This is a genomic window from Hymenobacter baengnokdamensis, assembly GCF_008728635.1.
GTDB classification, from domain to species: domain Bacteria; phylum Bacteroidota; class Bacteroidia; order Cytophagales; family Hymenobacteraceae; genus Hymenobacter; species Hymenobacter baengnokdamensis.
Genome location: NZ_CP044285.1, coordinates 3,573,788 through 3,597,799 on the forward strand (window position 1 = coordinate 3,573,788; position 24,012 = coordinate 3,597,799).

The 24,012-nt window shown below is 60.4% G+C and carries 23 protein-coding genes, 1 other RNA gene and 1 riboswitch; of the genes, 10 read left to right on the top strand and 14 right to left on the bottom strand.

Going from position 1 to position 24,012, the window contains the following annotated elements:
- Positions 1-62: 62 nt before the first annotated feature.
- The 10 genes from F6X24_RS15320 to ffs form a co-directional block, all read right to left on the bottom strand.
- Entirely contained in the window at positions 63-1,514 is a 1,452-nt protein-coding gene (locus F6X24_RS15320) for an amino acid permease (RefSeq protein ID WP_151089641.1), read from the bottom strand.
- A gap of 232 nt (positions 1,515-1,746) precedes the next feature.
- A riboswitch (SAM riboswitch) is annotated at positions 1,747-1,858 on the bottom strand.
- 52 nt (positions 1,859-1,910) lie between these two features.
- The gene (locus tag F6X24_RS15325) at positions 1,911-3,392 is read right to left on the bottom strand and encodes a DUF6056 family protein (RefSeq protein ID WP_151088849.1); all 1,482 of its coding nucleotides are present in this window, start codon (positions 3,390-3,392) and stop codon (positions 1,911-1,913) included.
- A gap of 4 nt (positions 3,393-3,396) precedes the next feature.
- On the bottom strand, positions 3,397-4,422 hold the full coding sequence (locus tag F6X24_RS15330) for a Gfo/Idh/MocA family protein (protein ID WP_151088850.1): 1,026 nt from the start codon (positions 4,420-4,422) through the stop codon (positions 3,397-3,399).
- A gap of 9 nt (positions 4,423-4,431) precedes the next feature.
- Positions 4,432-5,574 carry a DegT/DnrJ/EryC1/StrS family aminotransferase gene (locus tag F6X24_RS15335; protein WP_229725145.1) on the bottom strand — a complete coding sequence of 381 codons (1,143 nt, stop codon included), beginning with the start codon at positions 5,572-5,574 and terminating at the stop codon, positions 4,432-4,434.
- A gap of 52 nt (positions 5,575-5,626) precedes the next feature.
- On the bottom strand, positions 5,627-6,532 hold the full coding sequence (locus F6X24_RS15340) for a glycosyltransferase family 2 protein (protein WP_151088851.1): 906 nt from the start codon (positions 6,530-6,532) through the stop codon (positions 5,627-5,629).
- Between the two features lie 17 nt (positions 6,533-6,549).
- Positions 6,550-7,227 (bottom strand): cell division ATP-binding protein FtsE, encoded by a 678-nt coding sequence (locus F6X24_RS15345; RefSeq protein ID WP_151088852.1) that lies wholly within the window; start codon positions 7,225-7,227, stop codon positions 6,550-6,552.
- A gap of 42 nt (positions 7,228-7,269) precedes the next feature.
- Positions 7,270-7,731, bottom strand: coding sequence for a hypothetical protein (locus F6X24_RS15350; RefSeq protein WP_151088853.1), 462 nt, complete (start codon positions 7,729-7,731; stop codon positions 7,270-7,272).
- Positions 7,732-7,916: 185 nt separating this feature from the next.
- Positions 7,917-8,120, bottom strand: coding sequence for a fructose-6-phosphate aldolase (locus F6X24_RS15355; protein ID WP_151088854.1), 204 nt, complete (start codon positions 8,118-8,120; stop codon positions 7,917-7,919).
- A 121-nt stretch (positions 8,121-8,241) separates the two neighbouring features.
- Positions 8,242-8,898 (bottom strand): fructose-6-phosphate aldolase, encoded by a 657-nt coding sequence (gene fsa, locus F6X24_RS15360; RefSeq protein ID WP_151088855.1) that lies wholly within the window; start codon positions 8,896-8,898, stop codon positions 8,242-8,244.
- A 173-nt stretch (positions 8,899-9,071) separates the two neighbouring features.
- Positions 9,072-9,168: signal recognition particle sRNA small type (gene ffs, locus F6X24_RS15365), an RNA gene on the bottom strand.
- A 329-nt stretch (positions 9,169-9,497) separates the two neighbouring features.
- On the opposite strand from ffs, the gene guaA reads away from it, so the two are divergent.
- From guaA to F6X24_RS15380, 3 genes are all read left to right on the top strand, one after another.
- Positions 9,498-11,045, top strand: coding sequence for a glutamine-hydrolyzing GMP synthase (gene guaA, locus F6X24_RS15370; protein ID WP_151088856.1), 1,548 nt, complete (start codon positions 9,498-9,500; stop codon positions 11,043-11,045).
- An 81-nt stretch (positions 11,046-11,126) separates the two neighbouring features.
- Complete coding sequence (locus tag F6X24_RS15375; RefSeq protein ID WP_151088857.1) at positions 11,127-11,357, top strand: hypothetical protein; 231 nt, start codon at positions 11,127-11,129, stop codon at positions 11,355-11,357.
- A 10-nt stretch (positions 11,358-11,367) separates the two neighbouring features.
- Positions 11,368-12,078, top strand: a complete 711-nt coding sequence (locus F6X24_RS15380) for a type 1 glutamine amidotransferase (protein ID WP_151088858.1) — start codon at positions 11,368-11,370, stop codon at positions 12,076-12,078.
- Positions 12,079-12,224: 146 nt separating this feature from the next.
- Here F6X24_RS15380 and dgt read toward each other — a convergent pair whose 3' ends face one another.
- Entirely contained in the window at positions 12,225-13,598 is a 1,374-nt protein-coding gene (gene dgt / locus F6X24_RS15385; RefSeq protein ID WP_151088859.1) for a dGTP triphosphohydrolase, read from the bottom strand.
- Positions 13,599-13,766: 168 nt separating this feature from the next.
- On the opposite strand from dgt, the gene F6X24_RS15390 reads away from it, so the two are divergent.
- Complete coding sequence (locus tag F6X24_RS15390) at positions 13,767-15,308, top strand: ArnT family glycosyltransferase (RefSeq protein WP_151088860.1); 1,542 nt, start codon at positions 13,767-13,769, stop codon at positions 15,306-15,308.
- 1 nt (position 15,309) lies between these two features.
- Here the strand turns inward: F6X24_RS15390 and F6X24_RS15395 are convergent, their stop codons facing one another.
- Positions 15,310-15,996: a DUF1361 domain-containing protein gene (locus tag F6X24_RS15395; RefSeq protein ID WP_191906347.1), complete on the bottom strand. Its 687-nt coding sequence runs from the start codon at positions 15,994-15,996 to the stop codon at positions 15,310-15,312.
- Positions 15,997-16,144: 148 nt separating this feature from the next.
- Between F6X24_RS15395 and F6X24_RS15400 the strand changes: the two genes are divergently transcribed.
- From F6X24_RS15400 to F6X24_RS15420, 5 genes are all read left to right on the top strand, one after another.
- Complete coding sequence (locus tag F6X24_RS15400) at positions 16,145-17,878, top strand: ABC transporter substrate-binding protein (RefSeq protein WP_191906348.1); 1,734 nt, start codon at positions 16,145-16,147, stop codon at positions 17,876-17,878.
- A gap of 157 nt (positions 17,879-18,035) precedes the next feature.
- Positions 18,036-19,322, top strand: a complete 1,287-nt coding sequence (gene hemL, locus F6X24_RS15405; RefSeq protein WP_151088862.1) for a glutamate-1-semialdehyde 2,1-aminomutase — start codon at positions 18,036-18,038, stop codon at positions 19,320-19,322.
- A gap of 90 nt (positions 19,323-19,412) precedes the next feature.
- Positions 19,413-20,312, top strand: coding sequence for a hypothetical protein (locus F6X24_RS15410; RefSeq protein ID WP_151088863.1), 900 nt, complete (start codon positions 19,413-19,415; stop codon positions 20,310-20,312).
- A 111-nt stretch (positions 20,313-20,423) separates the two neighbouring features.
- Positions 20,424-20,930, top strand: a complete 507-nt coding sequence (dcd, locus tag F6X24_RS15415; RefSeq protein ID WP_394349948.1) for a dCTP deaminase — start codon at positions 20,424-20,426, stop codon at positions 20,928-20,930.
- 127 nt (positions 20,931-21,057) lie between these two features.
- Positions 21,058-21,621 (top strand): hypothetical protein, encoded by a 564-nt coding sequence (locus tag F6X24_RS15420; protein WP_151088865.1) that lies wholly within the window; start codon positions 21,058-21,060, stop codon positions 21,619-21,621.
- Positions 21,622-21,699: 78 nt separating this feature from the next.
- Here the strand turns inward: F6X24_RS15420 and gldC are convergent, their stop codons facing one another.
- Together gldC and dnaN are read right to left on the bottom strand one after the other, a co-directional pair.
- Positions 21,700-22,038 (bottom strand): gliding motility protein GldC, encoded by a 339-nt coding sequence (gene gldC, locus F6X24_RS15425; protein WP_151088866.1) that lies wholly within the window; start codon positions 22,036-22,038, stop codon positions 21,700-21,702.
- Between the two features lie 142 nt (positions 22,039-22,180).
- Complete coding sequence (gene dnaN / locus F6X24_RS15430) at positions 22,181-23,305, bottom strand: DNA polymerase III subunit beta (RefSeq protein ID WP_151088867.1); 1,125 nt, start codon at positions 23,303-23,305, stop codon at positions 22,181-22,183.
- A 108-nt stretch (positions 23,306-23,413) separates the two neighbouring features.
- Between dnaN and F6X24_RS15435 the strand changes: the two genes are divergently transcribed.
- Positions 23,414-23,890 carry a Uma2 family endonuclease gene (locus F6X24_RS15435; protein ID WP_151088868.1) on the top strand — a complete coding sequence of 159 codons (477 nt, stop codon included), beginning with the start codon at positions 23,414-23,416 and terminating at the stop codon, positions 23,888-23,890.
- Positions 23,891-24,012: the final 122 nt, after the last annotated feature.

The following is a 24,012-nucleotide window of genomic DNA, read 5'->3' on the forward strand; positions in this document are numbered from 1 at the left end:
TTACCGAAGCGGCTTCTTTATAAGCGCGGGAGGCCGAAAAGTGTTTACGGAATAGCGGCCGGCTACTCGTTGTGGGCGGCTTGCCGGCGCAATTTGCTATGCTTGCGGCCGTAGCCGTAGTAGATGGCCAATCCAATTGCCAGCCACACAATTAGTCGCAGCCAGGTTTCCCAGGGTAATGACACCATCATGAGCACGCAGGTGGCGATGCCCAGAAGGGGCACCAGCGGCACCCACGGCGTGCGGAAGCTGCGCGGGGCATCGGGGTTGGTGCGGCGCATGATGATGACGCCCAGGCACACCATTACGAAGGCCAGCAGCGTGCCGATACTCGTCATCTCACCCACCACTGAGATAGGAACAAAGCCCGCAAACAAGCTGATAAACAAGCCTAAGAGCAGACTTGAATGCATGGGCGTGCGAAACGTGGGATGCACCCGCGAGAAGACGGGCGGCAGCAGCCCATCTTTCGACATGGAGAAAAATACCCGCGACTGCCCCAGCAAATCAACCAGAATTACCGACGTGTAGCCCACCAGAATGGCCAGAATCACGGCTGAAGTCAGCCAGGCGTAGGGGGTTTTGTCGATGGCGATGGCCACGGGCGCGGCGCTGTTTTTAAATTCGGTGTAATTGGCCAGGCCCGTGAGTACGTGTCCGAACAGCACAAACAGGACGGTACACACCAGCAGCGAGCCGATAATGCCGATGGGCATATTGCGCTGCGGATTTTTCGTTTCCTGCGCCATGGTGGCTACGATGTCGAACCCAATGAACACGAAGAAGATAACCCCGGCCCCGCGCAAGATGCCGCTCAGACCAAACTCGCCAAACTTGCCGGTGTTGGCCGGGATGTAGGGATGGTAGTTGGCGGGGTCAATGTATTTCCAGCCTAAAGCGATAAAAACCAGCACCACCGCCACCTTCAGCGCCACTACCAGCGCATTAAACCACGCCGAGCCCTTGGTGCCGCGCACCACGATAGCCGTGATAGCCAGCACGATAAACATGGCCGGAAAGTTGGCGTAGCCGTGCACCACCGAGCCGTTGGCCAGGGTAGCCGTTTCGAAGGGCGACAGCACCAGCTGGGCAGGCAGGTGCAGGCCGTATTTCCCCAGAAACTTGAGCAGGTATTGCGACCAGCTGATGGCGACCGTGGCGGCCCCCACCGAGTATTCGAGCACGAGGTCCCAGCCGATAATCCAGGCAAATAATTCGCCCATCGTGGCGTAGGAATAGGTGTAGGCCGAGCCCGCCACGGGCACCAGCGCGGCAAACTCGGCGTAGCACAGCGCCGAGAAGGCGCAGCCCACGGCCGCCACGATAAAGGAAAGCGTAACGGCCGGCCCCGCGTTGTTGGCCGCCGCAATGCCGGTGAGCGAAAACAGCCCCGCTCCGATAATAACCCCGATACCCAGGGCAATGAGGCTCACGCCGTTCAGACTGCGCTTCAGCGTACCCGTGCCCGATTCGGCGGCTTCCTGCCGCAGCAGCTCCAGAGATTTTTTCAGCATCATAACATAGCGCAAAATCTATATTTTGCGTTTAAACAGACCCGCCCGCCGCAACGCAGTCGCGCCCGGCCGGTCGTAGTCAACCCACTAAAAAGTTAAAACCGGCTTTTTGACAAGCTTACGCTTACACTACTCAACAACAACAACCGCCTGTGATGGGCCGGGCAGCGCACAGCGATACGCCAAAAGTTGAGCAGCAGGAACCAGAACGCAAAACAGAAAAGGCCACGGGCTTTTATAGGGGCGACCATAGTTTGGCCGCCGTTCGGTTGGCACCGTTCCGCCACGGGGCGGGGGTTGCCGGCGCGTCGCAGAGCCTATCTCTCAGCGCCTCGGTATAAAAACAAGCAGGGCCGTAAGCCAGACTTGACAGGGCAAAGGTAGCTACAAGTTTGGCTAATGCAGGTTCACATTGGCTGGCTCTAGGCCCGGCCGGCTGAGCCGCAGGGAGTCGAGGCCGTACCACCGGGCGGCGTCCTGGTTGTAGCGGGCGCGGGCATCCGGGCTGAGCGTTTCACCGATAATGAGCACATTCTGGGGATGAATGCCGCGTAACGGCTCCACGCTCACCTCGCGGGCACCGGCCTGCTTTGCCGCTTCGATAGCCGCCGTGCGCGCCGCTTGCTGGCGCTGCCAGGCGGGGGCATTTTCGAGTAATTCGCGCCAGGCCGCACGCTCGGTACCGCCGCCCGCCAGCAGCGCCGCATAGAGCAGCACCGGGAGCCGCAGGCGGCGCAGCAGCGGGCCAGGCCGGCGCGGCCCTTCGGCCGGCAGCGTGGCCCACCCTACCAACAGCCAGCTGGCCAACAAACTAAACCACAAAAAATTAAGCGTGCGAGCGGCCGGGTAGCCCCAGGCCGTGAAGCTCAGAAACAGCATTTGCAGCCCTAGCCCCCCGAGCACAAACAGCACGCCCTGACCTGCCGACAGCCGCAGGCCGGCGGGGCGCAGGTGCCGGTAGCGATATGCCGGTTGGGCCAGCAATACGGGCAGTACCAGCAGCGCCGTGAGTTGCCGGGGCTCGGTGAGGAAAAGCAGTGTTTGGGCCAGAGCCCGGCCGGCAACCTTGTAGAGCGGAATAGCCAGGCCGGGGTTTTCGTGCTGTAAGCGAATAGCATTGCCGGGGGCCAGCACCACTACCAGCGCGCCCGCCAGCGCCACGGCCGCCAGCCCCAGCCAGCGGCGAAGGGCCGGGTAGCTGGCGCGGCGGTAGCTAAGCCAGCAGCACCAGCCCAGAAACCAGGCCGCCAGCAGCAACGCCAGCTCGTTACTCCCTACCATGCCCAGCAGGGCCAGCGCGGCCACGGCGTACCAGGCGGCCCGCCCGGCGAAATGCGGCGCACGCCCTGCCTGCAGGGCCGCCACCGGAAACAGCATCGCCAGAATAACCGGCACCTGATACACTACGGCACTCGAAAACCAGTAGAATGCCCCGTATGGGCTGGGCATCACGTAGAGCTGCGCCAATACCAGCGCCCCCGACCAGCCGGCCGCCGCGCGCCAACTCAGGCGCTGCCGCGCCAACACCCGCAGCGCCAGGGCCTGCACCACAAGCGTAGCACCCAGCCAGCCCAAAGACAACCACTTAAACCCAGGCAGCCAGCCATACGCAAGCGGATTAAGCCGCGTGAGCAGCAGGGTGAAATAGCGGCCCGTGAAATGCATATACAGGTAGCGCTGGGCGGGCCACTGCCCCACGCGCCGCGCCAGCGCCGCGTAGTCGTAGTCGTCCCAATAAGGCTGGCTATACAGGCACAGCGCCACATAAGGCAGTAGTAATAAGGCCAGCAGCCCACCCAGCAGCCAGCGCCGCCAGGGCCACACGCGGCGCAGCAGCCGGCGCCAACTAGCAGCTTGAGGAGTCTGGGCAATAGACATTCTTTCAACGCAGGGCGTAAATCCGCTCGATTATTTCCACCACTTTCAGGCCTTCGAGCGCGTTGGTGGTGGCAAAGCTGCGCTTTTGCACGGTAGCGACCACGTTTTCAATCACCTGCACGTGGTTGGCCGCCGAGCCCTGGTACGGGCCATAGTCGTTGGATGGATTGGTCGGCGGCAGCGCGGGCATGGCGTACCCTTGCAAGTGGCAATAGTCAACTTTATCCATATACTGGCCGCCGATTCTCAGCGCCCCGCGCTCGGCTACCACCGTCAGGGAGCTTTCCAGATTGCGGTCCCACACGGCGGTGCTGTAGCTGAGCGTGCCGCTGCCGCCGCGCACAAGGTCGAAGGTGACCAGGCCGCTGTCCTCAAACTCGGTAATTCCCTGGTGCGTGAAGTCGCGGAAGCGGGCCGAAATGTTGGTAATATCACCAAACACCCAATAAAGCAAATCTACGAAGTGACTGAACTGCGTGAAAAGCGTGCCTCCATCGAGCGCCTGCGTGCCCTTCCAGCCGCCGGCCTGATAATAGCGGGCATCACGGTTCCAGAAGCAGTTGAGCTGCACCAGAAACACCTGACCCAGCCGGCCCTCTCCTACCACCTGCTTGAGCCAGGCGGCGGGCGGCGAGTAGCGGTTTTGCATCACCCCAAACACCAGGCGGCCGGTTTGCAAAGCCGTATGCACAATACTTTCGGCGTCCGTTTTATGGAGCGCAATGGGTTTTTCAACAACGACGTGCAGGCCGTGCCGGAGGGCGGCAATGGCTTGCGGGGCGTGCAGGCCATTGGGCGTAGCTACGGTGAGCACGTCGGCGGCGGGTCCGCTTTGCAGGTATTCTTGGAGTGAAGAGTAGAATGGTACGCCGGGGAATTCGGCCGCCAGACCGGCGCGCAAGTCCTCGCGCACGTCTATGAGGGCCGCTAGCACCGCTCCGTCATGGCGCGCTACTAAAGCTGCGTGCCGCCGGCCGATGTGGCCCACGCCGCAGATAACGAAGCGTACGGGAGATAGGTAGTCGCTCACAAGACTGAATCAAACATCAAAGAATGTATGCAGGCTGGCAATAATGTATTCCTGCTGATTCAGCGTCAGGCACGGATGCACGGGCAGCGACAAAGCCTGCCCGCATAAGTTCTCCGCCACCGGAAACTGACCCAGCTTATAGTACAAATAAGTATAAGCTGGCTGCTGATGCACCGGTAATGGGTAATAAACCGCACTAGCTATACTGCGCTGTTGCAGATGCACTTGCAGAGCGTCGCGGCGGTCGGCTCCAGTCATTTTAATCGTGTACTGGTGAAAAACGTGGCTACTGCGCGCGTCGCGGGCTGGTAGCTGTAGGCCGATAATACCGCCGAGCGCCGCGTCGTAGCGGGCGGCTATGGCCTGGCGGGCGGCCTGGGCGGCGGGCAGGTGCCGCAGCTTCACGCGTAGCAGGGCGGCTTGCAGGGTATCGAGGCGCGAGTTGAGGCCAATGCGCTGATGATAGTATTTCCGGCTCTGGCCGTGATTGGCCAGCTGTTTGAGTAGAGCAGCGCGGCCCGCATCGCGGGTAAGAAGCGCACCGCCATCACCCAGGCAACCCAGGTTTTTGCTCGGGAAGAAGGAGGTCGTGCCTACCTCACCTACCGTACCGGCGTAGCGGGTTTCGCCGCCGGCGAAGGTAAACGTGGCACCCAGCGCCTGGGCATTGTCTTCGACAAGGGCCACGCCCGATTCCTGGCAGATAGCGTTTAATTCTTCTAAATCAGCGCATTGCCCGAATAGATGCACCGCTACCACGGCCCCGGTACGCGGCGTAAGCGCGGCCCGCACCGCTGCGGGGTCTATGTTGAACGTATCGGGCAACACATCAACCAATACCGGCCGTAGCCCCAGCAGGGCGGCAGCCTCCAGCGTAGCCACGTAGGTGAACGCCGGTACGATAACTTCGGTGCCGGGCGGCAGTTCCAGCGCCATGAGGGCCAGGGTCAGGGCATCGGTGCCGTTGGCGCAGGGCACCACGTGGGCATTGCCCAGGTAGGCGCCCAGCTCGGCGGCAAACTGCCCCACGGCCGGACCCTGAATAAACGCCGCTTCGCGCAGCACTGCCTGCCAGGCCGCATCCAGCTCGGGTTGGTAAGGGGCATGCTCGGCGGCCAAATCGAGCAAATGAATGGGTAGTAACTCAGGCAAGCTAGCTGTTTTTAAGGATTCGCCGAAGACCAAAGATACTGGCACCGGCCAGCTAACCCAGCTCTTGCAGCAGCCAGCGCAGCTTCAAGGCGTCGAGGGCGCGCAAATCGGGCCGGGGCGACAGTAAATTGCGCTGCAAAGCCGGCTCCAGCTTAGCCAGGGCGGCCAGCGCGGCACGCGCCAGCCCCAGCCGGCGCAGCCGGCGGGCGGTGCGCGCCAGGCGCGTGTCGGCGCCCAGTCCATCGGTGCGGAGCACCTGCGCCAGATTATGCACCGCCTGCCGGCTTTTTTCCAGAAAAACCGTGGCCGACTCCAGGCCATCGTGCAGCACGGGGTTATCGAGGTGCTGCACGACTACGCCGGCTTGCGCCAGCGCCAGACCAAAGCGGGTGTCTTCGTGGCCATAGCCGCTCAGCCGCTCATCAAGCGGAAATCGATATAGCAATTGCCGCTTTATCAGGGCATTATTAATAGTCAGCTGCCCGCCGGGGTCACGCTGCCTCGCGGCCGCCGGGCGCATCTCGCGGGCGCGGCCGTAGAGCCAGCGCAGCTGCAGCGCCGGGTCGGCGGGGGGCGTGGCTTCGTAAGTAGTGCCACCAATAAAAAGGCCGGCCCCGCGCTGGTCCTGCACAGCCTGGGCATAACGCGCCAGAAACGGCGCCCCGGCGGGCAGCAGGCTGTCGTTGTCGAGCAGCAGCAGCCACTCCTGGCGGGCGCGGACGGCCAGGCGATTGCGAATGGCAGCGCGGCCTACATTGGCAGGCAGCTCTTCGTAGCGCACGCTCGGCAGCTGCGCCAGCAGTCGGTTTTGGCGCTGAAATTCGGCGGCCGAGCCATCATCAAGCAGCACGATTTCAAAGCCTCCGAGCCAGCCCGGAGCTTGCCGCAGCAAACTCTCGACCAGCACCTTAACGCTGCGGTTGTAAACGGGAATCAGAATAGATAAGCCGGCCAGCATCGGTAGCGACGAGTATGCTAGCGCCGGCCCGAATCCAGCAGCGCCCCATCTTTGCACGTCAGCACCCGGTGCGGGTATTTTTCGAGCAGCTGAAAATTGTGCGTCGCCATCAATATCGCCGTGCCGGCGTGGTTGATTTCCCGAAACAGCTCCATGATGCCGTCGGCCACTTCGGGGTCGAGGTTGCCCGTGGGCTCATCGGCCAGCAGCAGCACGGGCTCGTTGAGCAGGGCGCGCGCAATCACCACGCGCTGCTGCTCGCCACCCGAGAGGCGGTGCGGCATGCGGGCACCCACGCCGCTCAGCCCCACTTGCGTGAGCACCTCCTGCACGCGCTGCTGCTTGCGAGCCTTGCCCTTCCAACCAGTTGCATTTAGCACAAACAACAGATTTTCACTCACTGTACGGTCGCTCAGCAGCTGAAAATCCTGGAACACGATACCCAGCCGGCGGCGCAGGTAAGGCACTTTGCCCGCTGGCAGGCTCGCCAGGTCGAAGCCCGCCACAGTACCGCTACCCACTAGCAGCGGCAGGTCAGCATATAGCGTTTTTAAAATAGATGATTTGCCCGACCCGGTACGCCCTACCAGGTAAGCAAATTCGCTTTTGCCCAGCTCAAACGATACATTTTCCAGCACCGCCCGCTCTTCCTGCGTAATGGTGGCTCCGTGCAGCTCAATTATCGGCTCGGTCAAGTTTCAAAGTTAGTTAGTGGGAAGTATATAAGCCATCGCTACTTAATTTTTAAACTTACTATTATAAGCCTCAATGGCTTTGCCATAATGCGCATTGCTTACCGCAATAATAATACTCCCCAGCCAAGCGCTCAGCCCAATTGAATAGGGAACCGGCGCCTTGCTAAACCGGGAGCCTGGGTCGTACGGGTGTTTATCCGACTGCACACCACCTATAATTATACCAGCCAGAAATAGGGGCAACAACCCAATCGCTAATCGCTGCTGGGCGTGGTACTTACGCAGCTCAACAGCAGATTTTGGATACGATTTTAACAGCCGTTTAATAGTAGCGTTGGTAACTGGCTCATTATTAACTGTATAGAATGCTCTTGAGTACCGTCCATACCCAGCTACGTTGAGTTTGATGGCACTGTCTTGCCGGCTGGCAGTGCCTGGTATTTGCGCCTGCGCCAAGCAGGCACAAAAGAGAAACGCCAACAGTAAGAAAGGGGGCTTTTTCATACTTTTTACAGGTATCTGGTTAACGTATTAGCCTGACCCTCTCCGCAGAATAAGCTCTTACTACGGAACGTGGTCAAGCATAATCAAAGCAATAACCAAACTCATGAGCAGCATATGAACTATTAAATCTTTCTATTTTTTTCTCTTGCTAAATATGAAATAATATACTTATAGCAATTAATCAATTACAGCTCCAGCTTGCGAAGCTTGCCAAACTCCAGCTCCGCTATAACGGATGCCAGTGGTACCTCCTGCCCTTCCAGTCCGTAGCGGTGCAGGTCTTTGAGCGGCCGGTCGGCCCGGAAATAGGCAATCAGCACGAAGCTCTCATCGCGCAGCTGGATGTAGTCCGGAATTTTGGCCTTGCCCTTTACTTTGATGATGTACACTGAAAGAATGTGGTAAATGTGGAAGATGTGGAAATGTGTTAATGCAAGCTGAAAATGCTGACTACACCTGGCATAGCCATTTTTCTACATTCTCCCCTCTTCCACATTTGCCACATTAAAACTACGAGTTTACTTTCTTATGGTCGGCCAGGAAAGTGGCCAGCCCTTTATCGGTCAGCGGGTGGTTGAGCAGGCCGGTGATAACATTGAGCGGGCAGGTAACTACGTCGGCGCCCAGCTCGGCGCACTGAATGAGGTGCGGTACGTGGCGCACGCTGGCAGCCAGCACTTCGGTGGCGTAGCCGTAGTTGGCAAAAATCTCGATAATCTGGGCAACCAGGCCCAGGCCGTCGGCCCCGATGTCATCGAGGCGGCCTACGAAGGGCGATACGTAGGTAGCCCCGGCTTTGGCAGCCAGCAGGGCCTGCCCGGCCGAGAAAATGAGCGTGCAGTTGGTCCGGATACCCTTGTCGCTGAAGTATTTGATGGCTTTTACGCCTTCCTTAATCATGGGCACTTTTACTACGATGTTGGGGTGCAGCTCGGCCAGGGCCTCGCCCTCCCGGATAATGCCCTCGTAGTCGGTAGCAATGACCTCGGCCGACACGTCGCCGTCCACTATGTCGCAGATAGCGCGGTAGTGCGCCATCACCGCGTCGGTACCCCGGATGCCTTCTTTGGCCATCAGCGAGGGGTTGGTAGTTACGCCGTCAAGCACGCCGAGGTCAACGGCTTCCTGAATTTCGGCCAGGTTGGCCGTATCAATGAAGAACTTCATTTGGTAGATGTCTGGTAAAACCGCTTGTCCTTGCTTCGCGGTGCTCGCAAGAACAAGCGGTTTAGTAAGATAGGCAGCTTATAAAAAAGCCGGCCCAAAGCTACGCGCTGGCTACCTAAACACGGCAGACAAAACGCGGCTCAGGGCCGGCTGGAAACCAGAGGAAAAGACAAAAAAAAGCGAGCCAAAATCGCACCGCTCAACCACCTACCCTTGCTGCCTTCCGGCCCTGGGGGAGTTCAGCAGGAGCTGGTCGTTCTGACTCGCCGGTGCAAAGATAGACCGCAGATTTAACGGATTAAACAGATTTCGCGGATACGCCTGCCTACGGCAGGCTGACTGGCTTGTCTATTAGGGATTTAGTGGGTAAAAATAATTCCTGAGGTCTGTTACGTGGCAAGAAAAAGCTGGGCTGGCCGTGCCATTGAGGGTAAAATGGGGGTAATTTTGCAGCCTCTTTCACCCAGCCCGGTTGGAAAAGCTACTGCTATCCTGACCAAGCTGCCCGAGCACTAAAGAAACGTCAGCTCATCAGCGTAATCAGCCTGCGAAGCAGGCGTATCCACGCAATCCGTTAAATCCGTTAAATCTGCGGTCTTATGCAGCAAATTCTCATTCTTGACTTCGGCTCGCAGTACACCCAGCTCATTGCCCGGCGCATTCGCGAGCTGCACGTCTTCTGCGAAATTCACCCCTATACCCACGCCTCTCAGCTGGCCGAGCGCATTAGCGCCGGCGACCTGCGGGGCGTCATTCTTTCCGGCTCGCCCTGCTCGGTGCGCGACGCCGACTCGCCCAACCCCGACCTGAGCGGGATTCTGGGCCGGGTGCCGGTGCTGGGCATCTGCTACGGCGCGCAGCTGCTGGCCCAGCAGGGCGGCGGCGAAGTGCTGCCCGCGACCATCCGCGAATACGGCCGGGCGCGGCTTACCAGCCTCAACGAGGCGTCGCCGCTGCTACGCGGCCTGCACCTGGATACGCAGGTCTGGATGTCGCACGGCGATACGATTAAGACACTGCCGGCCGGGTACCGTATCATCGCCGGCACCCCCGAGGTAGCAGTAGCGGCTTACCAGCTGCCGGGACAGGAAACCTACGGCATCCAGTTTCACCCCGAGGTAACGCACTCGACCGAAGGCCGGCAGCTACTGGAAAACTTTGTGGTTGGGATTTGCGGCTGCGACCAGAGCTGGACGCCCGAGCACTTCGTGGATTCGATGGTGGAAGCGCTGCAAACTACCATCGGCCCCCACGACCAGGTGATTCTGGGCCTCTCGGGCGGTGTCGATAGCAGCGTAGCGGCGCTGCTGCTGCACCGGGCCATCGGCCCGCGCCTGCACGGCATTTTCGTGGATAACGGCCTGCTGCGGCAGGACGAGTTTGCCTCCGTGTTGAAAGCCTACGAGGGCCTGGGCCTGAACGTGACCGGCGTGCGCGCCGCGCCCGAGTTTTACCAGGCGCTCGAAGGGCTGAGCGACCCCGAGCAGAAGCGCAAGGCCATCGGCCGCACGTTTATTGAGGTATTCGACCGCGAGGCGCAGAAGGTGAATGGCGCGCGCTGGCTGGCCCAGGGCACGATTTACCCCGACGTGATTGAGTCGGTTTCGGTGCACGGCGGCCCGGCCGTAACCATCAAGAGCCACCACAACGTGGGCGGCCTGCCCGAGAAGATGAACCTCAAAATCGTGGAGCCGCTGCGCATGCTCTTCAAGGATGAGGTGCGCGAGGTGGGCGCCGCGCTGGGCCTGCCGGGTGAGATTCTCCACCGCCACCCCTTCCCCGGCCCCGGCCTGGGCATCCGCATACTGGGCGACATCACGCCGGAGAAAGTGGACCTGCTGCAACGCGCCGATGGGGTATTCATCAACCTGCTGAAAGAGCGCGGCCTCTACGAGCAGGTGTGGCAGGCCGGCGCCATGCTACTGCCCGTGCAAAGCGTAGGCGTGATGGGCGACGAGCGCACCTATGAGCGCGTGGTGGCCCTGCGCGCCGTAACCAGCGTGGACGGCATGACCGCCGACTGGGCGCACCTCCCCTACGATTTCCTGGCCGACGTGAGCAACCGCATTATCAACCAGGTGCGCGGCATTAACCGCGTGGTGTATGATATCAGCAGCAAGCCGCCGGCGACGATTGAATGGGAATAGAAACTGTAATTTCATACTGAGGGGCTGAATAAACGAAAGTCGCGTTGGGTTACCAGGGCGACTTTCGTTTATGAACAGGTTATGGACTGGCTACGCCTCTTGTTCTCCTCATGTGAATTTTATGCCTTTGGGATTCCCTATTTGGTTTATGGTGCGTGGGCTTATCGCGCACTCGGCCAGAAGCAATACAGTAGTATATGGTCGATTTTCTGGGCAGGCATTTCATTTTTATTTATTTTCTTATTAGGATTTTTTGTAATAGCAATGGCAGCAACAATTTTCATCATGTTTAATCACGCGGAAAAATTATAGCTGTTAACTTATGCGCTTTCACTGCCTCCAACACTTACCCGACGAAGGCCCTGGCTACGCCGCCGAGTGGCTGGCCGCACACGGCTACACGCTTAACTACACGCGGCTGTTTGAACCAAATCCAATTTTTCCGGCGCTGGCGGAGTTCGATGTGCTGCTGATTCTAGGCGGGGCAATGAGTGTGCACGACGAGACTGAATTTCCCTGGTTGGTGCCGGAGAAAGCGTTTTTACGCACGGTACTACGAGCGGGCAAAATCACGCTGGCTGTTTGCCTGGGGGCACAGCTGGTGGCGCAGGCGCTGGGTGGGGAGGTGCATCGCAATCCGGCGCCGGAAATTGGCTTCTGGCCAGTGCGCTTCGCCAGCAAAGCCCTTACCCACCCGCTGCTGCGCGGCTGGCCCGACAAAGCCACCGTACTGCACTGGCACGTCGATACCTTCACGGTGCCGCCGGGGGCGGTGCGGGTGGGTATGTCGGCGGGCTGCGCCGCGCAGGGCTACGTGTGGGGCGACGGCATCATTGGCCTCCAGTTTCACCCCGAAATGACGGAGGAGATGGTGGAGAAACTCATACAGTTTGAAGGCCACGAAACGGCGGAAGAACAGGAATTTGTGCAAACGGCCGCGCAGATTCGCAGCAAGTTAAAATCGGTGTGGAAAGGCCGAATACTAATTGAGCAACTGCTGAAAAATATGGTGGCGCTGCATACCGCAGATTAAACGGATTAAACGGATTTCACAGATACGGCGCTGGCACGCCTGACTACTCGTACTGCTTATTTATAACTTAAACAAGGCGCAGCAGGGTTAGTCAGGCGCGCCAGCGCCGTATCCGTTTAATCCGTTTAATCCGTTTAATCTGCGGTCTAGAAGCCCTTTGGTAACTCAATCCCTTTAATCGTTTTATATAAGCTCAGCGCATGCTGGTCGGTCATGCCGGAAATATAGTCAGTAAGCAATATAATCTGCTCATACGCCGAGGCGCCGGCTTGCGGGCCAATGGCCCGAAACTGGTTCGGCAATAAATCGAGCAGCTTGCGTGAGCGGTGATTTTCTTTCTTGTCAAAAATGGCGCACAGGAACGCGTCGAGCAGGCCGCCGAGTACCTCGAAGCCGGCGGCTTCAATTTCGAGCACCGGGCGCGAGCGGTAAAGCTTGTCGATGCTCAGGCGCTGGATTTCCTGCAAAAACGAGTAGCCGGTAAGCTCTTTAACTAAAGAAGAGTCGTAGGTACCAGTCAGGATGGCGGGCGCGTGATAAGCAAAGCGGGTGGCGGTTTCATCCACGAGCTGGCCGATGAGCGTGGCGCGCAGGTAGCCCAGCTCCTCCTGCCAGTCGCGCCACTCCAGGCCGCTGCTGGCACCTTTAGGGCGGGCATTGGGCGCGGCGGCGCGCAAGTCGCGCATAAGCGTGAGGCCTTTTTCGTGGTCGATGAGGCCCAGCTTGAGGCCGTCCTCGAAGTCGATAATGCGGTAGCAAATGTCGTCGGCCGCCTCGACCAGAAAGGCCAGCGGATGGCGGTGGTAGAAGCCGGCCGGGGCGTCTTTGGCTTGCAGGCCCAGCTCTTCGGCCACCGCTTTAAAGCGGGCGTTTTCGGCTTGAAAGTGGCCGTATTTCTTCTCGCTGGCGCCGTTATGCTTTTTACTCGGGTCGATAACCGACGGGCGCGGGTACTTGGTAAACGCGCCGAGCGTGGCATACGTCAGCCCCAGGCCACCCGAGCCGCTGCTGAGCGCCGGGTACGTATGGGTAAGAATGCGGAAGCCGGCCGCGTTGCCCTCAAAGTGCTGCAAGTCGGCCTGCTCGGCGGCGCTCAGGCCGGTGATAAAGCGCTCGGCCGCCCGGCTGGCGAAGTAGGCCGAGATGGCATCTTCGCCCGAATGGCCGAAGGGCGGGTTGCCGATGTCGTGGGCCAGGCAGGCAGCGGCCACGATGTCGCCGCAGTCCTGGGCAAAATCGGGCAGCTCGCGCGCCAAATCGGCGTCAGTTTCGAGCACGCGGCGGGCCGAGAGGCGACCCAGCGAGCGGCCCACGCAGGCCGTTTCGAGCGAGTGCGTGAGGCGGGTGTGCACGAAGTCGGTTTCGGGCAGCGGCATCACCTGGGTTTTGCGCTGCAAGCGCCGGAAAGCCGACGAGAAGACCACGCGGTCGTAATCGGCCAGGTAGGGCGAGCGGCCGGGCATGGGCACCTCGGCGGGGCGGTCGGGGTAGCGGCGGATAGAAAGCAGGCGGGACCACATGGGCAGTGAGCAGTAAGTAGTGAGCAAAGAACGCCATACTGAGCACAGCGCGGCATCTCGCTTGCGGCGCTGGGGTAACATTCTTCGGAGTGGCAGAGCTGTTTCCTTCGTCAGCATGATGTTCTTTTGCTAACTGCTCTCTGTTCACTACTCACTGCTCACTGAAGTATGAAGCACCGCTTACCCCTATTATTCGCGCTCCTCAAGTTTGTTTCGGGGCTATTGCTGGCCGGCTACGGCACCTACGAGCTGCACCGCGACGAATACCTGTACCTCGACTACGGCCGGCACCTGGCCTGGGGCTACATCGAAGTGCCGCCCCTCACTGCCCTGCAAAGCTGGGTATCGCTGGCGCTGGGCGGCGGGTTTTTCTGGGTGAAAGCGTGGCCGCTGCTCTGGGGCAGCCTTACTATTTATATCGTGGTGCGGCTGGCGCAGCGGCTGGGTGGCGGGCCGTGGGCGCAGGCGCTGGCCGGCGTGTGCTACCTCACTACGGCCTACGGCCGGGTTAATCTGCTGTTTCAACCCAATGCGTTTGAAATATTCAGCTTTACACTCGGAATTTATTTACTGGTGCGCCACGCCCAGCCCGACGGCCAGCCCCGGCACCTTTATTGGCTGGGTTTGGTGCTGGGGCTGGGCATTCTCAACAAATACACCACCTTCTTTTTTGGTGCCGCCGTGCTGGCGGCGCTCCTGCTCACCACCCCGCGCCTATTTGCCCGGCGGCCCGTCTGGCTGGCGGGTGGCCTGGCGCTGCTGGTAGCGGCACCCACGCTATGGTGGCAGCTGCGCCACGGCTTACCCTTTCGCCACCATATGGCCCTGCTGCACGACACGCAGCTGGTGCACGTAACGCTAGCCAGCTTCTGGAGCGCCCAGCTCCTGCTGTGCTTTGCGGCGCTGCTGGTGTGGGTGCCGGGGCTATGGGCGGCCCTGCGCGGGCAGCCCGCGCCGGCGGTCCGCGTAGCCGGACTCGTATTCGTGGTCGGGCTGCTTATTCTGACCATCCTGCATGGCAAAAGCTACTATAGCTTAGGCTATTACCCGGCATTGTTTGCGATTGGGGCCGTGTGGTGGCAAACCCGGCTGGCCGGCCGGTCAGGCCTGCGAATAGCCTTGCTGGCCCTGCCGCTGTTATTGTGGGTGCCCATCGTGCGCGACATCTTTCCCATTCTGCCGCCAGCGGCCATGGCGCGTCTCAGCCAGCGGCCTTTGCACCAGAAGCTGGGTCTCAACCGCTGGGAAGATGGCCAGGTGCACCCGCTGCCCCAGGATTTTGCCGATATGCTGGGCTGGCACGAGCTGGCCGACAAAACCTGGCTGGCCTACCAGGCCCTGCCCGACTCCACGCGCGCCCGCACGCTCATCAAGTGCGACGACTATGGTCAGGCCGGGGCCCTCAACTACTACAATCGCGGCCGGGCAATGCCCGCCGCTACCAGCTTCAATGGCAGCTACTTGTATTGGTTTCCGGCGCTGCCGGCCCGGCCCTGGCGCAACCTGCTGCTCGTGGGTGAAGGCCACCCCGATGAACTCGTGCCTTATTTCCAGGAGTTTCGTAAAGTGGGCGAAATGACCACGCCCTACGCCCGCGAGCGCGGGGTTACTATTTACCTCGGCATAAACCCCAGCCCGGCCCTGCTGGCCCGCGCCTACGGCGAGCGGCGCACCGAATTAGCGGCCTGGGAAGGCAACCTGAAGTACTAGCTCACCTGGTATCGGTCGCTCCCGGCTCCCGGCCCGGCCCCAGCAACCGCACGGTAGCGTAGGCAATGAGCAAAAAAGCCCAGAAAACGACCGTGACGCCCCAGGTGCGCGGGTAAGTGAAAGGGTGCTGAATCCGGTTCAGGATATCGTAGAATAGCGTAAACGGGTTGCTGAGCACATCCCAGGAATTATACCTCAGAAAACGTCCGAGATACACACCAAACGCGCTTAGGCCCAGGGCGGCCGTCGCAAACCCCCAGCCCGCCCAGAAGCCCAGGCGCTGGCGCACCAGCGTGTGCATGTCGAGCAGCGAGGCGAAGGCCAGCATCAGCCCGTTCCAGGCGCAGGACATGATGAGGGCCAGGTCGTACCAGTAGGGTACGCCGGGCCGGGGCTCCAGGTGAAAGAGGTCGGTAATGAGGTAAGGCGCATTGGGGAAAAACAGCAGCCATACCAGGCCGATGGGGAGCAGCAGCCGCGCGCCGGGCGGCCGGGTGGCCAGGTGCAGCGCGGCGCTCAGCCCAAACGGTATAGCGGCCAGAAACAGGTTCCAGAGCAGAAAAACGAACAGCAGCTGCCGGGTGATAACTAGTCGCGCCGCAATAAGCGTGAAGCTCAGGGCCAGCGACAGCCCCAATACCAGCAGCAGCGGCAGCCGGCGCCGCAGCGCCGCAACAGAAAGTGGCATAAGCAGCAAGCCTGGCGAAGGCGCTAAGGTAAGCAGCGGGCCGGATAGCGACCCCAGCCAGGTAGCTGGCCCGCCGCTTGAGCTTTTTACATCTCCCTGCTCCCCTCCCGTACCTTTGCGCTGGCCAACGCCGGCCCTTCCCTTCCGCATGACCCACTTGTATCGTGCTGCCGCCTGCCGGTTCTGGCGGCAGCTGCTTCTACTGCCACTTGTGCTGCTGAGCCTGAGCGCAACCGCCCAGGGCCAGCTGGCGCGCTACCGCACCGGCAAAATGCAGCTCGACCAGGGCCACTACGCCACGGCCATGCAGGAGCTGGAGCCGCTGGCCCAGCCCATCAATAAGTTTGCCCAGGCCGGCGATGCCGCCTACCTCTACGCGGTAGCGGCCACCCGCCTGGGTCAGTGGGCCGAGGCCGAGCAGATGCTCAATCTTATTCGCAACCAATATCCTACCTACGCCAACCTCAACGAGGCACTGTACCTGCAAGGCCAGGTATCGTTTGAGCAGGGCGACTACGATACTGCTCTGCGCACGCTGGGGCAACTGCCCGCCGAGCAGTACGGCCCCCTGCGCGAAGCCATGCAGGCCACTTACCTGGCCAAGCTGAAAGACCGCACCACCTGGCAGCGCCTCCAGAAGCGCTACCCGCAAAGCAAGCTCATCGGCCGGTATTATGCCGACTATCTGCTAGCCGGTGGCTCACTCAACGAGGCCGACCGCCAGCAGCTGGAGGCGCTCGTTGGTCAGTTTAAGCTCGACCGTAGCCGCTACGCGGCGGCCCTTACCGCCACCGGACCGGCCGTGCCGAAGGCCCTGCCGCGCAAGGGAAGTTATAACATAGGAGTTTTACTACCTTTCGAGCTTCAGGATAATACCTGGCAGACCCAGCGCAATAATCAGTTCGTAACCGACCTCTACGCTGGCCTGCGCCTGGCCCAGGACTCGCTGCAGCGCACCGGGCACCCGGTGCAGCTCTATGCCTACGATACCGGGGCCGATACACTGACGCTCAAGAGCATACTGGCCCTGCCCGAGCTGGCGGGCATGGATTTGCTCATCGGGCCGGTGTATAAGTCGGGCGCCAAGCTGCTGGCCCGCTATGCCCGCGAGCACCAGATTATATGCATCAATCCGCTTTCGCAGGATGCTGACCTAGTGCAGGATAATGCCTATCACTACCTCTATTCGCCCAGTGCCGCTACCCAGGGCCGCGTGGCCGCGCAGTTTGCCGCCAGCGCGTTTGGTACGGGCCGGCCAGCCGTGCTGCTGCACGAGGACAGCAAGGATGAGAATGACTTTGCCGCGGCCTACCAGGCAGCTTACGAGGCGGCCGGCGGCCACCTGACGGCCACCCACACCTTTCGGCCCGACGACCCCGGCAGCCTGGCTGCCGCCTTCGTGCCGGCCGAGCTGGCCGGAGCCAGCCACCTCGTAGTAGCTACCGATGCCCGCAAGGCTGGGCCGGCGGCCTTTACGGCGCTAGCCGCGGTGCCGGCGGCCAGTCGCCCGGCGCTACTGGTGCCCGGCACCTGGCTCGACAATCCCGGCCTGGGCGCTGGCCAGCTGGGCAGCGCGGGCGTGTACTATTATCACCCCAAGTATTTTGATGCGCAGCGGCCCGGCTACCGGCGCTTCCGCCAGCTTTACCTGGCGAAGCAAAAGCTGCCGCCCTCCGTGTTTGCCAGCCAGGGCTTCGAGCTGCTGCTGTTTTTTGGCAATGCCTTACTCCAGTACGGGCCGGCCTTTCAGAGTGGCCTGGCCAGCGCTCCGCCGCAGCCCGGCGCCATCTTTGAAGGCCTCGCCTACCCTGGCACGGCGCACGACAACCAAACCGTGCCGCTGCTCAAGCTCAGCAACCTGGAGCCGCAGCTGGTGCGGTAGGGCGCGGGCTCTTCGCGTTTGTCATTACGAGCAAAGCGAAGCCATGGCACTAAAAACGACCCTGGCGCGAGTCGTACGCTCATCGTTCTTATTTCATTGCTTCGCAGACTCTCAATGACAGACGTTATTATATTTAAAAAGCAAGCAGACTTTTAGCATGACCACTTCCGAAACCTTATTTGCCCGCGCCCAGGAGCTGATTCCGGGCGGAGTTAACTCGCCGGTCCGGGCGTTTCGCTCGGTGGGCGGCGTTCCCGTATTTATGCAATCGGCCCAGGGCGCCTGGCTTACCGATGTTGATGGCAAGCAGTACGTTGATTTCATTAACTCCTGGGGCCCGATGATACTCGGCCACGCACCCGCCGTGGTGCTAGATGCCCTCACCAAAGCCCTGCCCGATTCGCTTTCCTTTGGCGCACCCACCCGGCGCGAAGTCGAGCTGGCGGAGCTGCTTATCGAGCTAGTACCCAGCCTGGAGAAAGTACGCTTGGTAAACTCCGGCACGGAGGCCACGATGTCGGCCATTCGGGTGGCGCGCGGCTACACGGGCCGGCCCAAAATTCTTAAGTTCGAGGGTTGCTACCACGGCCACGGCGACTCCTTTCTGATTGCCGCCGGCTCGGGGGCCCTCACGCTGGGCGCACCCGACTCGCCGGGCGTAACCGAGGGGGTGGCCCGCGATACCCTCACCGTGCCCTACAACGACCTTGCCGCCGTTGAGGCCGCCATTGCGGCCAACCCCGACCAGCTGGCTGCTATTATCATCGAGCCGGTGGTGGGCAACATGGGGCTCGTGGAGCCGGCGCCGGGCTTCCTGGCCGGGCTGCGGGCCCTCTGCACCAAACATAGTATAGTACTAATATTCGACGAAGTCATGACGGGCTTCCGCCTGGCGCCGGGCGGCGCGCAGGAGCGCTACGGCGTGGTGCCCGATATGACCACGCTCGGCAAGATTATCGGGGGTGGCCTGCCCGTTGGGGCCTACGGAGGCCGCGCCGACATCATGAACCAGGTGGCGCCGGCCGGCAAGGTGTACCAGGCCGGTACGCTTTCGGGCAATCCGCTGGCTACGGCGGCCGGCATGGCCCAGCTGCGCTACCTGCACGAGCACCCCGAAGTATATCAGCAGCTGGAAACTATCGGCACCCGCCTGGCCGATGGTACCCGGCAGATTGCCAAGGAGCTGGGTCTCCATTATACCGTTAATCAGGTGGGCTCAATGTTCAGCCTGTTTTTCACGCCGGAGCCGGTTACTAACCTCGAAGATGCCAAGAAAGCCAACCTGCCGGCTTTCGGGCGCTATTTCCACGCCATGCTCAACCGGGGTATCTACCTGGCTCCGTCGCAGTTTGAGGCGCTTTTTATCTCAACGGCCATCACCGACGAGCTGGTAGAAAAGTACCTCACTGCCTGCCGCGAGTCGCTTATCGAAGCGCACCACTAGACTTTTTGGCGCAGCGTCTGGCAGGAGGCTTCCGCCTCAATACTTTGCGCTCCCCTGCCAACTTTGCGAAACTCTGCGCTAAACACTCTTATGCGTTACCTGCTGCCCCTCTTTTTTGCCCTGCTGCTGGCGGGCTCCGCCAGCGCCCAAACGCCCGCCGAAGCCAACAAGCAGCTCTTCGACCGCACCATCGACGAGCTGAACTTCCGCACCTTCGAAACGGTGTACGACAAGCACTTTACGCGGCAGAAATTTCCCGAGAGCCTGCGCACGGCTGCAGCCCGGCGGCAGTTTACCAACTTTGAAAATAATGCCGAGCTGCAAAAGCTGTTTCTGAACTACAACGGCGTGGCTGAGCGCTACAAAACGCGTTTCGGCAACGGCCCGCTCACGCTGGCTGAGTTTGAGAAGCAGCTGAACGGCGTACTGCTCGACCGCAATTTCGAGTTCTTTATCCGGGGCCTGCCGCACGATGAAAAGTCGGCCCTGGTACGCGCCGAGCAACGCGTTATCAAGCAAGCCACCGCGCAGTTCAACGCCAGCGCCAGCCCCGCCGCCAAACCCGCCCCCGAGCCCGAGGAGCCGCTGGCGGCAGCCGCGCCGCTTACTACCAACGGCCCGGCTCCCAGCGACGAGACCCCACCGGCGGTAGCGGAGCCGGAAATCCGGCCGGCGGCCTACTCCTCCGCAAGCACCGCGCCCACCAGCGGCCCCGGCTGGGTAGGCTACACCACACTGCTGCTCAGCCTGGGCTCGTTTGGCCTGCTGCTGTACTCGGCCGCCAGCCTGCTGCCCGAGCTGCGGCGCCTGCGCGCCCGCGTACGGGCCCTGGAGGCCGAGCAGGCGTACTATACGGCCCCACCCGAAGGCGAGGAAGAAGCCCCCGACGAGCCGGGCGCGGCGACTGGCACTAACGCCGGCTTTTTCAGCCGCTTCCGCCCCCAGTCTACCGGCGAGCTGCCCGCCGACAGCTACGACGACTCCGAATAAGCGCCTGCTTTTGCGGCCTTTGCCTCAGCCGGAGCCGTCTCTAACAACCCTGAAACTCGCTAAACTCCTCGTTAACCTGTGATTCTGACCGACCAGCAAATCCGCGCCGAAATGGAGCGCGGTACCATTGTAGTGCAGCCCTACGACCCGAGCTGCCTGGGTACCAACTCCTACGACGTGCACCTGGGCCGCTACCTGGCTACCTACAACGACGCGGTGCTCGATGCCCGCCGCCACAACCAAATCACCACCTTCGAGCTGTCGGCCGAAGAAGGCTTCGTGCTTCAGCCGGGCACGCTTTACCTGGGCGTAACGCAGGAATATACCGAAACTCACGCCCACGTTCCCTTCCTGGAGGGCAAAAGCAGCGTGGGTCGCCTGGGCATCGACATTCACGCCACCGCCGGGAAGGGCGACGTGGGCTTTTGCAACCACTGGACCCTGGAAATCAGCGTTTCGATGCCGGTGCGCGTGTATCCGGGCATGCCTATCGGCCAGCTGATTTATTTCAGCCTGCAAGGCGATGTGCAAACGTTTTACAACCGCAAGCAGTCGGCCAAGTACAACGACCGCACCGACCGGCCGGTGGAGAGCATGATGTGGAAAAACCAGTTTTAGGCTGGGCCGGGCGGGCAGGGGCATCAACTTCGCGGGCGGCTTTTGCGTTAGCAGCAGCAGCCGCACGCCGCCCGCTACTGGCGCGATAGTTGGCTACCAGTCATTCTAACCCATGCTTTGCCCGCCAATGAAATCTGCTTTTGCCTTTCTATTGCTGGCTGCTACCCTTACTGCCCGGGCGCAGCAGGCATCGCCCTCGCAAGGGCCGGCCTCGCCAATGCCGCAGGATAAAACCCAGTCTACTCCGCGCCTGAATCCGGCCGTATCGGCACGGGCGGAATACCTGACCGAACGGATGACGCGCGACCTACGCCTGAACGGCTACCAGGCCTCGCGCATGCGCGATATCAACAACGATAAAATTGCCAAGCTGGCCGCCGCCGAACACCTGTACGCCAAAGACCCCGATATGCTGGACAAGCAGTCGAAGGCCATCAGCCACGAGCGCGATGCGGAAGTGCAGGCCGTTCTCTCGACCGACCAGTACACCGATTATTTCGACGCCCGCAAGCGCTACGCGCAGGCCGACCACGACTACGCCCACAATGCCTCGGCTTCGCTGCTCGTCAACTCAGTCCAGAACCCAGTACCGGCCCGGGCCAACGATGCGGTTATCCGGCCCTCCACGCCGGCCAGGAGCGCCGGCGGCACGAACACCCGGCCGGCTTCGCCGGGCCGCTCCACGCGCTAAAAGGATTGTCCAGGTATAAGCTAAAAAGGCCTGCCGCATGATGCGGCAGGCCTTTTTAGTATTAAATATATATTATATTTACTGATTAGTCTGACCCTGCTCTTCGAGGTAATCGCTGAGCTCTTTGCAGAGGGTACGCATCATTTCGGCCATTTTCTTGTCGCCGGTGGCCGTCACGATAGTTTCGGCCATTGAGCCGATGTTATCGACTACAAAAAACTTCATGGCATCGGTGGGCATATCCTTGGTCCAGAGGTCGATTTTCATCGTCGCATCGGCGTTGCGGTCCCAGATGGCCACGTTGATAGCTTTAGCAAAATGAATATCCTTGCCGGCATCGGTAGCCTGCCAGCTGATAGCCTCAGGCACCTTCTGGTCGTCGAGCGCAATGCTGAAGTGAATTTCTGATTTTTTCATAAGAAGGATTGGGCAGGATTCTAAAAAAGTTTGTCATTGCGAGCCTGCGAAGCAATCGCACCTGAACGAAACTCAAGCGGCTCGTTCTAGTGCGATTGCTTCGCAGGCTCGCAATGACAAACGTGTTTTAATAGGCTGGCAGCTACACGTAGTTATTGAGCATCACCGGCATTACCAGCATCAGGATGCTTTCGTTCTCATCGGCCAGGGTAGGCATGAGCAGGCCGGCCCGGTTGGGCGTGCTCAGCTCCAGGGTGATTTCTTCGGAGTCAATGTTCGAGAGCATTTCCTGCAGGAAGCGGGCGTTGAAGCCGATTTCCATGTCTTCGCCGTCGTACTGGCAAGCCAGGGTTTCCTTGGCCTCGTTGCTGAAATCCAGGTCTTCGGCCGAAATCACCAGCTCCGAGCCGGTGAGGCGCAGGCGCACCTGGTGGGTGGTCTTGTTGGAGTAGATGCTGATGCGGCGCACCGAGTTCAGCAGCTCCTGGCGATTGATAATGAGCTTATTCGGATTGCTGACGGGAATTACGTTCTCGTAGTCGGGGTAGCGCTCGTCGATGAGGCGGCACACCAGGCGCATCTGGTTGAACGAGAAGAACGCGTTGCTTTGGTTGAACTCGATGCGTACCGGCGTCGCCTCGCTGGGCAGCGAGCTTTTCAGCAGGTTGAAGGCTTTGCGCGGAATGATGAGGTTGGCGGTCTGGCCGGCGCCCACGTCCTGGCGGCGGTAGCGCAGCAGGCGGTGGCCGTCGGTGGCCACAAACGTTACCTGGGCTTCGCCCAGCTGCACCAGAATGCCGGTCATGGCCGGGCGCAGCTCATCGGTGCTCACGGCAAAGATGGTTTTGTTGATGGCCCGCGCCAGCGACGACGACGGGATTTCGACCGGCGCCGAGCCCTTCACCACCGGCACGCGCGGGAAGTCGGCGGCATTTTCGCCGGCCAGCTTGTAGCGGCCGTTGGCCGAGCTGATTTCGATGGTATAGGTTTCCTCGTCCAGGGTGAAGGTCACCGGCTGGTCGGGCAGGTTCTTGAGCGTATCGAGCAGGATGCGGGCCGGCGCGGCAATGCGCCCCGACTCGCGGGCTTCGATGGGCAGCTCGGTTATCATGCTCGTCTCCAGGTCGGAGGCGGTGATGGTGAGCTTGCCGGGCTCAATCTCAAACAGGAAGTTCTCCAGGATGGGCACCACGGGGTTGTTCGTGACCACGCCGTTGATGCTCTGGAGCTGCTTGAGCAGGGCCGAGGACGAAACAATGAACTTCATAAAGGTGGGGTTGGGCTAGGTTTTGGCAGGGGGCAAAGATACTTCCGGGCGGGCTTTGTCACTAACTTTATAAGCCGTCAACCTACCTTTGAAAAAACCCTTTTTGCTATGCAAACGCAGGCCATCGAAGTTATCGAAACCGAGGTTGTGCTCGAAGAAGCTATGTCGCTTAATCACTCCCGGCTTATCAGCCGCCTTACCTGGCAATTGTCCGCCGCCTACGAGCAACAGTACGATATTTTAGCTGAATTGGAATTTGAGCTGAACACGGGCAATTTCAAGCCCGACGTAGCTATTATTTCTAAATGGGCTTATAATTGGCAGGAAGACCTTATTCGATTTCCGCATCCCCCCATCACGGCCATCGAGGTCTTATCGCCTACTCAGGCGTTTGATGCTGTTGCCTCAAAAATCGTTAAGTATTACCTGCCGGCGGGCGTGCGGTCGGCCTGGCTGATTGTACCCTTTATTAAAACCGTTTATATCTTCTCTGCCGACGGTGCCATTACCGCTTTTGCGCCCGGCAGCACCCTGCAAGACCCCGCCAGCGGCATTGAGCTAACAATTAACAATTTATTTCAATAATATATATTATATATTATTTCATTTATATAGAAAAAGACTGACGTGGTTGCGTCAGCCTTTTTCTATATAAATGAAGAATGCGTCCCCAAAATCCGTGAAATCCGTTAAAACCCGCGCTAATC